General features: G+C 31.8%; 15 protein-coding genes and 1 other RNA gene. 8 read left to right on the forward strand and 8 right to left on the reverse strand.

Annotated elements, in window-relative coordinates:
* Position 1 precedes the first annotated feature (1 nt).
* The 5 genes from Q4Q35_RS16870 to Q4Q35_RS16890 all read right to left on the reverse strand — a co-directional run bounded on the left by Q4Q35_RS16870 (position 2) and on the right by Q4Q35_RS16890 (position 4,883).
* On the reverse strand, positions 2-1,084 hold the full coding sequence (locus Q4Q35_RS16870) for an iron-containing alcohol dehydrogenase family protein (protein ID WP_303279196.1): 1,083 nt from the start codon (positions 1,082-1,084) through the stop codon (positions 2-4).
* 50 nt (positions 1,085-1,134) lie between these two features.
* Entirely contained in the window at positions 1,135-1,752 is a 618-nt protein-coding gene (locus Q4Q35_RS16875; protein WP_303279197.1) for a CatA-like O-acetyltransferase, read from the reverse strand.
* A complete protein-coding gene (locus Q4Q35_RS16880) occupies positions 1,753-2,457 on the reverse strand; it encodes an HAD family hydrolase (protein WP_303279198.1) in 705 nt (234 codons plus the stop codon). It abuts the gene before it with no gap.
* A 41-nt stretch (positions 2,458-2,498) separates the two neighbouring features.
* Positions 2,499-3,227, reverse strand: coding sequence for a 3-deoxy-manno-octulosonate cytidylyltransferase (gene kdsB / locus Q4Q35_RS16885; RefSeq protein WP_303279199.1), 729 nt, complete (start codon positions 3,225-3,227; stop codon positions 2,499-2,501).
* Positions 3,228-3,455: 228 nt separating this feature from the next.
* On the reverse strand, positions 3,456-4,883 hold the full coding sequence (locus Q4Q35_RS16890; protein ID WP_303279200.1) for an ATP-dependent DNA helicase: 1,428 nt from the start codon (positions 4,881-4,883) through the stop codon (positions 3,456-3,458).
* A gap of 114 nt (positions 4,884-4,997) precedes the next feature.
* Between Q4Q35_RS16890 and Q4Q35_RS16895 the strand changes: the two genes are divergently transcribed.
* From Q4Q35_RS16895 to Q4Q35_RS16915, 5 genes are all read left to right on the forward strand, one after another.
* Positions 4,998-5,735 carry a hypothetical protein gene (locus Q4Q35_RS16895; protein ID WP_303279201.1) on the forward strand — a complete coding sequence of 246 codons (738 nt, stop codon included), beginning with the start codon at positions 4,998-5,000 and terminating at the stop codon, positions 5,733-5,735.
* A complete protein-coding gene (locus Q4Q35_RS16900; protein WP_303279202.1) occupies positions 5,719-6,537 on the forward strand; it encodes a DUF3822 family protein in 819 nt (272 codons plus the stop codon). Before Q4Q35_RS16895 ends, Q4Q35_RS16900 begins: the two co-directional genes overlap by 17 nt.
* Complete coding sequence (locus Q4Q35_RS16905; protein WP_303279203.1) at positions 6,537-7,076, forward strand: RsmD family RNA methyltransferase; 540 nt, start codon at positions 6,537-6,539, stop codon at positions 7,074-7,076. Before Q4Q35_RS16900 ends, Q4Q35_RS16905 begins: the two co-directional genes overlap by 1 nt.
* 164 nt (positions 7,077-7,240) lie before the next feature.
* The gene (locus Q4Q35_RS16910) at positions 7,241-7,765 is read left to right on the forward strand and encodes a nuclear transport factor 2 family protein (RefSeq protein ID WP_303279204.1); all 525 of its coding nucleotides are present in this window, start codon (positions 7,241-7,243) and stop codon (positions 7,763-7,765) included.
* Between the two features lie 28 nt (positions 7,766-7,793).
* Complete coding sequence (locus Q4Q35_RS16915) at positions 7,794-8,543, forward strand: hypothetical protein (protein WP_303279205.1); 750 nt, start codon at positions 7,794-7,796, stop codon at positions 8,541-8,543.
* A 63-nt stretch (positions 8,544-8,606) separates the two neighbouring features.
* Here the strand turns inward: Q4Q35_RS16915 and rnpB are convergent.
* Positions 8,607-9,014, reverse strand: an RNA gene (gene rnpB / locus Q4Q35_RS16920) — RNase P RNA component class A.
* Between the two features lie 263 nt (positions 9,015-9,277).
* Here rnpB and dnaX point away from each other — a divergent pair.
* The 3 genes from dnaX to Q4Q35_RS16935 are packed head-to-tail and all read left to right on the forward strand — an operon-like array spanning position 9,278 to position 12,182.
* On the forward strand, positions 9,278-11,014 hold the full coding sequence (gene dnaX, locus Q4Q35_RS16925; protein ID WP_303279206.1) for a DNA polymerase III subunit gamma/tau: 1,737 nt from the start codon (positions 9,278-9,280) through the stop codon (positions 11,012-11,014).
* A gap of 9 nt (positions 11,015-11,023) precedes the next feature.
* Positions 11,024-11,593 carry a hypothetical protein gene (locus tag Q4Q35_RS16930; RefSeq protein WP_303279207.1) on the forward strand — a complete coding sequence of 190 codons (570 nt, stop codon included), beginning with the start codon at positions 11,024-11,026 and terminating at the stop codon, positions 11,591-11,593.
* 7 nt (positions 11,594-11,600) lie between these two features.
* Complete coding sequence (locus Q4Q35_RS16935) at positions 11,601-12,182, forward strand: MiaE family protein (RefSeq protein WP_303279208.1); 582 nt, start codon at positions 11,601-11,603, stop codon at positions 12,180-12,182.
* Here Q4Q35_RS16935 and Q4Q35_RS16940 read toward each other — a convergent pair.
* The gene (locus Q4Q35_RS16940; protein WP_303279209.1) at positions 12,179-12,709 is read right to left on the reverse strand and encodes a porin family protein; all 531 of its coding nucleotides are present in this window, start codon (positions 12,707-12,709) and stop codon (positions 12,179-12,181) included. The two genes, Q4Q35_RS16935 and Q4Q35_RS16940, sit on opposite strands and share 4 nt — an antisense overlap.
* 100 nt (positions 12,710-12,809) lie before the next feature.
* Complete coding sequence (locus Q4Q35_RS16945; protein WP_303279210.1) at positions 12,810-13,715, reverse strand: Ppx/GppA phosphatase family protein; 906 nt, start codon at positions 13,713-13,715, stop codon at positions 12,810-12,812.
* Between the last annotated feature and the right edge of the window lies 1 nt (position 13,716).

A 13,716-nucleotide genomic window follows, 5' to 3' on the forward strand; every position in this document is an offset into this window, starting at 1 on the left:
ATTACATTTTTTGGTAAAGTGATCTTAGTTTTTCGTGGGTTATCGTTTTTTTCCAGTTTTTCCCTAAAGCATTTTCCCAAAGCGGTTCTAAACTCAATGAAATATCAATCATTATATTAAATTCCTCATCACTTAAATTAGCACAAATACCTGCAGGTAATTCAATATCATGTTTTGCTTTCATTTCCTTAAAAAGTTTTACACCTTCTGGGTAAAACTCTTCTAAATGATCAAAAACTATACAATTACCAATACCATGTTTTGTACCCAACAAATAAGACAAACCATAACTCATAGCATGCGCAACACCTACTTGAGAATAAACTATACTCATGCCTCCGTGCCACGAAGCCATCATTAATTTTTCCTGAGCTTCTATATCTGTAAGAGTATCATTTAAAAAGATTTCCTTACATAAGTCTAAAGCCATATCGCCATAGCTTTGACTAAAGGCATTTAAATAGGTGCCATCTAATGATTCTATACAATGAATATAACAATCCATCCCAGTAAAAAACCATTGATCGGTAGGCACATCTTTTGTAAGTTCTGAATCTAATATAACTTGATCAAATGGCGTGAAATCTGAATTTATTCCAAGCTTTTTATCAGGCCCGGTAAGAACTGTCGTTCTGGAAACTTCTGCTCCAGTACCAGATATTGTTGGAATACCCACATGATATATACCTTCATTTTTAACCAAATCCCATCCTTGATAGTCTTTAGCTTCACCTTCATTAGTTAGCATTATAGAAACTGCTTTAGCTAAATCTAAAAGGGTACCGCCTCCTATACCTATAATACCGGATGGGCGTTCTTTTGTTAATAAAATGATATCTTCAACCAACGTGTCTACTTGAGACGTTTTAGGCTCTTCCTTTGAAGAAATAAAAATAATTTTATCTTCATATGATAACTGTATTCTTGATGTTAACCAAGAATTATTTTTAAAAACATCATCTACCAAATAAATAAATGGAGCATGTATGCTTAAACGTTTTGGGGCCAAAATGTCGTTTAACTGATTGAAACTACCTCTACCAAAAATAATTCTTGGCACCATTGGAAAGTTTTTATAACTCATTTAGTATGTTTTCTTTTACAAAAAGTAAAAATAGTATTTATTTTAAAATTTTATAGGTTTAAATTTTCTTGAAATTTTTCTGAAAATAGACCAACATGATAACCATCTAGCAATGCATGATTTACACTTACAGAAACATTCATTATTAATTCTCTATTAACCTCGTTTACTTTACTGAATGCTATTTTGGGTACAGAATCCTGTACTCCGGAAATAGGTTCTTTATGACCTGAAAAATGAAGCCAGGGCATGGCTGAACAATGTATACAATCCAACCCATTCCTGGGCGGGTATAGGTCTGTTGTGTTTTCAATTCTTTCTTTTTCCATTGCTATATTTTTTATAAAAACGTTCAAATCGTTATGATACTCTATAAATGAAAAACCGAACGTTTTATTGTTTCTCATTATTGTAGCTGATGCATGAATAATGCCATAATCGACTACATTGTCATCTTTTATCCTGTACCTAAAATTATCAACTGTATTTACTGCTTTCATACAATCGTGCAGGTATTTTGCAAAAAAACTTTTATTGTTTTCTTTCGAGAATTTATATGCTTTAGTAACATTAAAAGGAATTGTTACTCCAAAATACGGGTCTTTTAACGCACTAAAATGTTCATAATGCTGTTTTCTATTCCAGGTATTTATATTTATTATCTGCAATTAGTCCAATAATTTAATAACATCTCGTAAACTACTTATTGTTTTATAAATTTTCCCGTTTGTCTCTTTTTTAGTCACTTGCTCATGTGCCCAAGTGGTATGAAAAGGTACATGAACTGCATGAGCACCTATGTTTACCAACGGTAATATATCTGATTTTAAAGAATTCCCTATCATTAAAAATTCTGACGGTTTAATATCTAAGTGCATTAATAATTTAGAATAATTGGCTTCCTTTTTATCGCTTAATACTTCTATATGGTGAAAATAACTTGTAAGGCCTGACTTTTCCAGTTTACGCTCTTGATCTAATAAATCACCTTTTGTAGCTAGTATTAAACGGTATTTTTTTGACAATGCTTTTAAAACATCTTCAACACCATCCAGTAATTCTACCGGTTTTTCAAGCATTCCTTTACCAATATTAAGTATAGCTTCAATTGTTTTGTTAGGTACATTATAGTTAGATAATTCTAGAGCAGATTGTACCATTGATAGCACAAATGCTTTAACGCCATATCCATATATCGGTAAATTGTCTATTTCCATTTTAAACAATTCCTGATCTATTTTATTCGGGGTTTCATAGTCTGACAATAATCTCCCAAAGGCTTCTTCTGCTTCGCGAAAATACGTTTCATTAACCCAAAGGGTATCATCTGCGTCAAAGCCTATAACTTTTATGTTTTCGTATTCTTTTATCAACTAATCTTATTTAATAGTTATTGAAACAAGTTTTAATTATACTATTTCCATATTTTTTTAGCACGTTCCAAATCTTCTGGTGTATCAATTTCAACACCTTCAATATCTGTTTCTACCATTTTAATGCGTTTTCCGTATTCTAAATAGCGAATACATTCAATTTTTTCTGAAGCTTCCAATGGTAACATTGGTAACTTATAAAAATCCAATATGGCTTCTTTTCTAAAAGCATACACCCCTTTATGCTTATAGTATTTTACTCCGGCTTTTTTTTCTCTTGGATAAGGAATTGGACTTCTAGAGAAATAAAGCGCAAAATTTGATTGATCTACGATAACCTTTACCGTATTTGGGTTGTTAATTTCATCAAGGTCGATAATATGTACCATTAAAGATGCCAGATCGATATTTTTACTAGGATCCTCCTTAAAAACTTCAATGAGTTTGGCTAACGATTCTCTATCAGTAAAAGGTTCATCCCCTTGAACATTAATGACAACGTCTACATCCATAAACTCAACAGCTTCAGCTATTCTATCGCTGCCACAGTCATGTTCTTTTTTACTCATCATTGCTTTTCCGCCGTTGTTTACAATTTCATCATAAATAATAGTACTATCTGTAACAACAAAGACATCATCGAATAAATTAGTTGCTACTGTGGCTTCATAGGTACGCAATATGACCGTTTTTCCCCTTAGGTCTTGCATAAGTTTTCCTGGAAATCGCGAAGCACTATAACGCGCAGGAATCATTGAAATTATTTTCATAATTATATAGTCAGAATCTAAGTCAAAAATAGAATAATTATTATTACATCTTGCTTTTATACAGCCTAAACTTTTTTAAACGATGCAAAAATTATACAGCATATCAATTTATAACGAAATAAGATGTAAGCAAAACTAAACATCGATCACTAATCACTTCTAACTAAAACTTCTCGCAAAGACGCTAAGGCTCAAAGAAAAACTGTAAACTGCTACTGAACACTGAATTTAATCTTCCTCAAAAAATTCGTCTTTAAAACCAATAAGGTAAAGTTTTTCTTTTGCTCTGGTTACCGCAGTATATAACCAGCGCAAGTATTCTTTATCAATACCATTTGGTAAATAAGGCTGCTCAACAAAAACAGTATCCCATTGACCTCCTTGCGATTTATGACAGGTAATAGCATAAGAGAATTTCACCTGAAGTGCATTAAAGTGTTTATTCCCTTTTACTTTTAAAAACTTTTTATATTTACTCGATTCATCTTCAAAATCTTTCATAACTTCTTGATATAACCTATTCGAATCATCGTAAGGCAATGAAGGGGTTTCTGCTTCAATGGTATCTAAAAGTAAAACGGTCTCAAAAGGTGTCATTTTAGGATAATCGACCATTCGTATTTTTACTTCTGCAAATCGAAATCCATAAAGTTCCTGTATGCTAAAAATTTCGAGGACTTCAATAATATCACCATTAGCAATAAAACCAGCTTCTGTAGTTGGTTTAACCCAGAAGTAATTATTTTTAACCACCATTAAATAGTCTCCAGCAGAGAGTTCACTTTCATTAAATAGTATTCTATTACGTATTTGTTGATTATACAAGTTAGCACGTTTGTTACTTCTTACTATAATAGCGGTTTCTTCTTTCCCTAAGTCGCTATACGCATCATTAATAGCATCCATAATCTCATGGCCATCTATTAACCTGACTATGTCCTTAAAGCCTGTTAAATAGAACTTAAAACTATCGTAAATATTATGTGATAAAGCCTCTCGCAATACCGTTGCATTTGCTAAAATACCAGAATCTTGTCCTTGCCTTACTACTTCATCTAATTCCATTCTGGTAACCTCCTTATTATAAGTTAATCCCAGCGAATCTTCATTTAAAGCTGGGCTTAAATCTAATTTTACCGGTGGTAATTGTGCTTTATCTCCTATTAAAAGTAATTTACAATGATGCCCCGAATACACATATTGTATCAAATCATCTAATAACGAACCGTTTTCAAAAAATTTCGACTCCCCAGGGGTATCTGGTATCATAGATGCCTCATCAACTATAAAAATGGTATTTTTATGTTTGTTAGGTTGTAAAACAAACTTAACACCTCCATTTTTTTCTTTTTTCGGAAAATATATTTTTTTGTGAATAGTAAACGCTTCTTTTTCCGAATAATTAGAAATTACTTTAGCCGCTCTACCTGTTGGAGCCATTAAAACGGCACTTTTTTTTGCTTTCCATAAATTGGTAACTATAGTTCCCACAATAGTTGTTTTACCAGTACCAGCATATCCTTTTAGTACATAAAGCGCATTTGGTGTTTTGCTAAAAATAAATTCTGAAAGCTGTTGTAGAACGATATTTTGTTTTGACGTTGGTTTAAATGGAAACTGCTCTTTTATAAGTAAATAGAATACGGAAGACGTCATTAAAGGTTTAAGTAAATTAAAAATTATTCAAAGATAGAAATGATTTTTGCTCTCTAAGCCTTTTACGGTTAAAAAAAATTTGTAGATTTGCGAAAGACTTTTAATTAAAAACCTATGTTGACATTTATTCTAATAGCAGTAGCTGTGATTCTTCTTACAATTGGCTTAGTTAAGCTGGTTGACAAATTCATACCTCCAACACTAAAACCTTTTTTAACAATCGCCTTATGGGTATTGATTGGTTTTTTAGGCTACCAAACATACATGTCTATTTATGAGCCTATTCAATTTAACAAGCTTAAAGCCAAACGCTATAAAGTAGTTATTGAAAGTTTGATTGATATTAGAGATTCTCAAATTGCGCATAAACAAGTAACAGGTAGGTTTTCTAATAATTTCGAGAGCTTAATTCAATTTATAGACACAGCTAAATATACAATTACGCAACGTCGCGACTCTACAATTATAGATGAAGAATTAACCAAATTATATGGTGTTGATACTACTAAAGAAATTGTTGTAATAGATACACTAGGTTTTGTTCCTGTAAAAGATTCTTTATTTAAAGATTCTGGTCGTTACAGAAGGATGATGCTTGTACCTGCTGGTAAAGAAGGCGTTCGATTTAAGCTACAAGCAGGGCTTATAGAACAAAATGATATACAAATACCGGTATTTGAAGCTTCTGTAAAAAAAGATGTTATTTTATTTGATCAAAATCCTGACCTTCTTGTTCAGGAAAATCAAGTTATTTCAGTTGATGGAGTTAATGGTGATGCTTTAAAAGTAGGATCTATGACAGAAGTTTTCACTAAAGGAAACTGGCCAAAAACTTATGGCACAGCCGAATAAAAATCACAATAAAGAAATTAATTCAGAATTGTCCATTCAAATAAGTTTGAGTGGACTTTCTTTTTGTGTACTACAATCTAATACGGTCACTTATTTAAAGAGCTTTAACTTTAACAAAAAGCTAAACCCTTTAGAGGTTTTAGACTATTTAATAAACGTATTTAACACAGAAACTAATTTACAGGAGGCATCATTTTCTAGTATCAATGTTATTCATGATAATGAGTTGTCTACTCTTGTGCCTAAACCGTTATTTGAAGAAGATTGTCTGGCTGATTATTTGAAATTCAATTCTAAAATTTTAAAATCTGATTTTATTACTTACGACGATATTGTATTAAATGATAGTGTAAACGTATATGTCCCATATATAAATATCAATAATTTTATTTATGAAAAATTTGGTGCTTTTACCTTTAAACATGTTTCAACTATTTTAATTGAAGAAATTTTACTCCTAGAGAAAAACACTAATATACCTAAAGCATATTTAAACGTAAACAAAAATCACTTCGAAATAATCGTTACTCAAAAAGGAAAGCTTCTACTCTACAATACATTTGATTACACTACAAAAGAAGATTTTATATATTACATATTATTTACTACAGAACAGTTAAAACTAAATCCAGAAACATTAAGTTTAGTTTTTATTGGGGATATAGATAAAAATGACGATTTATACCAAATAGCATATAAATACATAAGAAATGTAAGCTTTGGTAACCGAAATGACAATTACAAATATCATGAAAGCCCAAAATATGGTTATTCAGATTTCACCTTAATAAAAAGTTTTTAATGCGTATCATTTCCGGTCTTTATAAAAGTAGAAAAATAGTGGCTCCAAAAACTTTACCAGTAAGACCTACAACAGATATGGCCAAAGAATCCTTATTCAATATTATAAACAATCTGTTTTATTTTGATGACATTACTGTTTTAGATTTATTTGCAGGTACAGGTAACATTAGCTATGAGTTTGCCTCAAGAGGGACACAAAACATTACCTGTGTAGATCAGGATTACGGCTGTGTTAAATTTATAAACCAAACTGCAGAAACTTTTAAAATGCCAATAAGCACTATTAAAAGTGATGTTTTTAAATTTCTCGAAAAATCTAATTTACAAGCTAACATTATATTTGCAGACCCACCCTATAATTTTTCGGAAGAACAATTTGCTAAAATCCCCGAATTAGTTTTTCAAAATAACTTATTATTAGAAGATGGTATTCTAATTATTGAGCACTCCAAGCACACAAACTTATCTAACTTAAATCATTATGATTATTCTAAAGGTTATGGTGGTAGTGTATTTAGTTTTTTTGAAATAGGCTAAACTCACGCTTCTTTTCCTTTGCTAATTCCTTTTTTTTCAGTACATTAGGGTTCTACTCAAAAATCCCAGTTTCTATACATACTTAAATCTCGTCAAAAAAGACCCTTATATTGATATTGTTTACGGTTTAAATTGAATGACTAACTATTAAAACCATAAATGAAATGAAAAAATTTTCTCTATTGCTATTTGCAGTGATACTTTTTGTCGCATGCGAAAAAAAAACACAACGTTATTTTGCTGAATCTTCTGAAATTGAAACACTAAAAACAGGCATTAAGGCTTATGAAACAGCCGACTGGGACAAGTGGAAAAGTCATTTTGCCGACACCGCAAAAATATTTGTTAACTCTACCAAACCATTGACCGTTGAAAAAAGAGTAGAAGCCTTAAAAGCTATGACCAGTGCTATGTCTTCCTATGGATTTGACCATGATGATGAATATGTAGAAATGGTTCTGGATAAAGAAGATGAAACCTGGGTTTATTATTGGGGCTTACACAAAGGCACTTTTGCTGCAACCAACAAAGAACTATCTATACCTGTCCATTTGGCTGTACAATTTGTTAATGGAGAAATTGTAGAAGAACACATCTATTTTGACGGCACAGCAATGAACCAAGAATTTGCCGCCATAGCAGCTGCGAAAGCAAAAGCTGAGGCTGAGGCTGAGGCTGAAAAAGAATAAAACTACTAACTAACCAAATATTAAATTTATGAAAACACTAAAAACAACTTTAATTTTAGCACTTGTTTTATGCTTAACATGTAACCTATCGCAAGCACAGCAAATGTTCTTGGTACACCAAGACAATGTAAAACCATCAAAAATGATGGAATACGAGAAAATTGCTAAAGAATTCCATGCCGCTTCTGTAGAACATAATTTACAAACCGAATGGGTAACAGCGGTATCTAATGATTTTAAATACTTTTATATTACTCCTATCGAGAACTTTGCAGAATTAGATAAACGTCCAATGGCAGATATGGCAGAAGCAATGGGTGATAAATTTGGAGAAATGTTTGAACGTTATGATAAATGCTACAATTCGCATGGCTCATACATTGTGGTACATGATGAAGAGCTTAGCTATATGCCAGAAGGCTCTAAAGAATCAATGGAAGGGAAAAACTATCGCAAATGGTTTTATATGTATTATGCACCCAAAAATGCAAAAAAAGTAAAAGAAGGCATGAAAGCCGTTAAAGAACTATTTGCAAGCAAAGGATCTACAAGTTATTACCGTATTTACCGAAATGGATTTGGAGCTATGGAAAACTATTATCTGGTATCTGTTGCTGCTAAAGATGAAGTAGATGGAGCAACACAAGCCAAGGCTAATGAAGAAGTTTTAGGGCCAGATCGCTGGGAAACTTTTAGTAAAGTAATAAACCATATAACCAGAATGGAAGAGTATAGCGGGGAAATGAGACCGGATTTATCTTATTCGCCAAAAAAATAAGTTGCTAACCAAACTCTTTTTTTTTAATGGTAAACCCTTCTTATAATTAAGAAGGGTTTATTTTATTCAAGTAAATCTATAAGCCGAATTCTGTACTTCTTGAACTTGTTTCAGGATAACCTAAAATAAGTATAAAAAGCCCTTATCATTTATCTGAGTATATTGTTACCAATATACTTTAGCTGCCTACCCTCCAGCATCGAACGTGCCGCTCTCTCCCGATAGTTATCGGGACACTGGTTTACATGACATTGCACCACATAGAGTTTACCTGGTTTCACTACAGCTTGACCTGTACATACTTTCTGTTGCACTTTTCCTAGCCTCACGACTGGTGGTTGTTAACCACTATGTTGCACTATGGTGTTCGGACTTTCCTCTCAAGTGCTGAACTTGTTTCAGTACCTTTTAAATAAACTATATGTTTAACTGAAACAAGTTCAGCATTCGAGCGATAAGGCGATCTACTTGATGACAAAATTACAACAAAGAAATTTTATATCTCTAAAAATAGCATAACTATTCCATAACCTTAAAATACTTATGTTTATAATAATTTAGAATAAAAAATGGTATGAAGCACTTATCACTAAAAGTTGTTAATAACTCGCTTTAAATTTTATGTGCTTTATCTATAATTTTAAGTTGAATTTTTAACTTTGTTATACATTGTATTAACATCATAAATGATGTTGATATTGAAATGAGTTCAACACAGGTAAATTCAGCAAGATTTGGAACACTTTGTAGTATCGGCTAGAAAATACAGACCACAAACATTTAAAGATGTTGTGGGGCAGCAGGCTATTACAAATACGTTATTAAATGCTATAGATAACAATCATTTAGCTCAAGCCCTACTCTTTACAGGGCCTCGTGGTGTAGGTAAAACAACTTGTGCACGTATTCTGGCTAAAATGATTAATAGTGATGGTACAGAAACCGACAATGAAGATTTTGCTTTTAATATTTTTGAACTCGATGCAGCTTCCAATAATTCTGTTGATGATATTAGGAGTTTAACAGATCAGGTTCGTATTCCTCCACAAGTTGGAAAATATAAAGTATACATTATCGATGAGGTACACATGCTATCTCAGGCTGCTTTTAATGCATTTCTTAAAACGTTGGAAGAACCACCTAAGCATTGTATTTTTATTTTAGCAACTACCGAAAAGCATAAAATTATTCCAACTATTTTATCGCGTTGTCAGATTTTTGATTTCAAACGTATTACAGTAAAAGATGCTAAAGGGTATTTAAAATATATAGCTGAAGAACAAGGCGTAACAGCCGATGATGATGCTTTGCATATTATCGCTCAGAAAGCAGATGGCGCTATGCGTGATGCATTATCTATTTTTGACAGAGTGGTAAGTTTTTCTGGTAAAGATTTAACCAGACAGGCTGTTACAGAAAATTTAAATGTACTTGATTACGAAACCTATTTTACAAGCACAGATTTAATTTTAGAAAATAAGATTCCAGAGTTGCTTTTACAATTCAATAATACCTTATCAAAAGGTTTTGATGGACATCATTATATTGCTGGATTAGCATCTCATTTTAGGGATTTACTCGTAAGTAAAACCCCAGAAACCATAGAGCTACTAGAAGTTGGAGAACAAACCAAAGCGAAGTACTTAGAGCAATCTCAAAAAGCATCGCAGGAATTTCTCTTGCAAAGTATAAATCTGGCTAACGACTGCGATCTCAAGTATAAAACCAGTAAAAACCAACGCTTACTTATCGAGTTATGTTTAATGCAGCTTGCCTCTATCACTTTTGATGGAGAAAAAAAAAATAGCAGACATTACATAATTCCAGCTTCTTACTTTAAAAAGAAAGGTATTACTCCTATTCCTGTTACAACGCCTGTAAAAAAACAAAATAATGTAGATAATCCCGATACTTTAAAAGAAGAAGTATTAGAGGCACAACCATCTAACACCAATACATTAGAAGCTTTTCAAGTTAAAGAAGCTCCAAAAATTATTTTAAAACAAGAAACAAAACGAACTTCCGGGCTTTCCTTAAGTAGTATAAGAGCAAAAAAAGAACATCTTATTAAACAAATGGATGTTGTTATTGATGAAGAAGATTTACCTAAGGAAGATTTTACCGAAAAAGAACTTATAACTGTTTGGAATACCTATGTTGAAAAATTGCGCGCAGATGGTAAATATAACTTGGCTTCAATATTATCTATAGACGTACCAAAAGTAAAAGAAACCACTGTTTATTTAGAGTTTCCAAATGCTACAAATAAAGTTGAAGTAGAACGCCAACAATACGATCTTTTAGCTTTTGTTAGAAAATCTCTAAACAATTTTGATATTAGTTTGTCAATTAGCGTAAACGAAGTCATGGAAAAACAATATGCTTATACTACCATGGAGAAGTTTGAAAAGTTAAAAGAGAAAAATCCCAATATTGATATTTTAAGAAAAACTTTCGATTTAGATATTTAAAAACTATACATGTATAAGTTACCCGTTTTTATATTAATTTCTGTTGTAATGCTATCAAGCTGTGATGGTAGAGACAGAAAATATAAAACCAATGCAGAAGTTTTAAAAGAGAATAAGCTTTTAGAGGCGTTTACCGAAGAAATAAAGTTTGTTCCCGAAACGTATACAGAAATTAAAACAGATACACTTTTAAGCAATGGATTTGAAGTTAAAATAATATACCATTCTTTAGAAGATAATTTTGTTTTAGAAACAAGAAAATCTAAAAATGATTCTCTAGTTAAAATTCATCACAAAAACTTTGAAGCACAGCTTCTGATATCAAAAAACAATACTGTTATTAGCAAAGGCCTGATTAATAAAAAGCTTTTTTATGAATTTGAAAGTGCGACATTCTGGGCAAATGCTATTATGCAACTTACATGGATAGATTATAATGCGTCAAACGAAGATATGCTGTTCTTAAACACATCGTTTTGTATTCCTAATACAGGCGAATGCAAAGATTTTACGCTTAAAATTGATGAACAGGGAAGTATTCAAATTAAAGAAATAGATATTTTTTCCAAGATTATATAATAAACTCATGCTAGGACTAAAACTTCCAACAGATCCACGTTGGGTAAACATTGTAGAAAAGAACATTGAAGAAATACTTACCGATCATGCGTTTTGTGAGCAAAAAGCAACAAGTACAGCTATTTCATTAATTGTAAGCTTTCCGGAATACACGGAGTTGGTACAAGAAATGACAGCTCTAGTGAAAGAAGAAATGAGTCATTTTAAAATGGTTCATGATAAAATTATAGAACGCGGTTGGGTTCTAGGACGTGATAGACGTGATGACTATGTAATTCAACTTGTAAAATTCTTTCCTAAAGGAGGCAGTAGAACTACACAACTAGTACATCGCTTGCTCTATGCTGCATTAATTGAGGCCAGAAGTTGTGAACGCTTTAGGTTACTTTCCGAAGAACTTAAAGACAAAGAGTTAGCCACCTTTTATAGAAACTTAATGGTTAGCGAAGCAAATCATTACACGATGTTTTTAGGCTTTGCTCGTAAATATGGAAATAAAAAAGAAGTTGATACCAAATGGCAGCAACTTCTTGAATATGAAGCTGAAATTATGTCTAATTTAGGAAATACTGAAGCTATTCACGGTTAAAACTTATAACCGACACCTATTTGTATATTGGAGTTTTTAGCTTCAATGCCTAAATTATCGTCAAAAATATTAGAGAAACCATACGTATATCTTACATCTGCAAACAGTGCATAGTTTATTTTGTATTCTACACCCGTAACACCGGAATATGCAAAGTTCTTAACACCATCGTCTTCTTTATGTACTTTAAGCCCTACTTGCGGTCCGACACCAAAATGGATTTTTTCACTCAATCTAAATTTTAAAAAAATGGGAGCTTGAATATAATCTAAATGTAAAGGTTCTGGATCTGCTCCTTCTGCAGAAAACTGTACTTCTGGCATTAAAGAGATGGTTTTAGACAAACCTATGTTTGCAAAAAAACCAATATAAACACTGTTTCTATGTTTATTTTCAGCAGCTATATCATTATCATCAAAATCTAAATTTGAAATATTTAAACCGCCTCTTATACCATACTTTATATCTTGAGAAACACCATAAATAGAAAAACCACATAGTATTGTAAATAGTAATATTTTTTTCATAATAAATTAGGTTTGGGGTATAATTTTAAGCAATTATACGGGTACGAATATATATTATAAAATTAAAATACTACAATTATAAAAGGTAAAGTGCACAATTTTACTGTGTATTGCTGGATACAGTATCATAATAGATACTTTTAATGATACCATCTGCTAAACCAATTTTTGGAACATAAATGTTTTTTGCACCGCTCCATTTCATAGAAGAAAGGTAAATTCGCATAGCAGGAATAATAACATCTGCCCTATCTTGATTTAAGTCCAACTCTGTAATACGTTCTTCATAAGAATAACTCTGAAGCATATTATAATAAGAGGTTAAATAAAAATATGAAAGTGGTTTACCTATAGCTTTCCCCGATATTTTAAATATTTTATTAATATTCCCACCAGAACCAATAACCTCTATTTTATGGTAAACATCTGTATGCTTTCCTATCCATGCTTCCAACTCTTTCCACGATTTCTTTTTAACCATATCATTAAGAAGTCTAACGGTTCCTATTTTAAAAGATTTTGAAACTATTTGCTCGCCTCTATGTATTACAGTAAACTCAGTACTACCACCACCTACATCAACATATAAATACGTTTTATTACTATCTATATACTTATTTAAATCGGTAGCCGCAATTATGGCTGCCTCTTCCACACCATCAATAATATCAATACTTATTTCTGCTTTTTTTAAGATTAAATCGACCACTTTCTTACCGTTTTTAGATTCTCTCATAGCCGAAGTTGCACAAGCTTTATACTTTACAACTTTGTGAGATTTCATCAACAGTTTAAACGCTACCATGGTATCGACTATTCGTTGCGTATTCTCTTTCGAAATTTTATTTTTTATAAAAACATCGGCTCCTAAACGTATAGGTACACGAACTAGTGAATTTTTCTTGAATTGTACAGGTCTTCCTTTTTGTTCAATAATATTTGAAATGAGTAACCTTACAGCATTAGAACCAATATCTATAGCTGCGTATTTCTTTATTGTAAGCATA

Source organism: Flavivirga aquimarina, assembly GCF_030540835.1.
GTDB classification, from domain to species: domain Bacteria; phylum Bacteroidota; class Bacteroidia; order Flavobacteriales; family Flavobacteriaceae; genus Flavivirga; species Flavivirga aquimarina.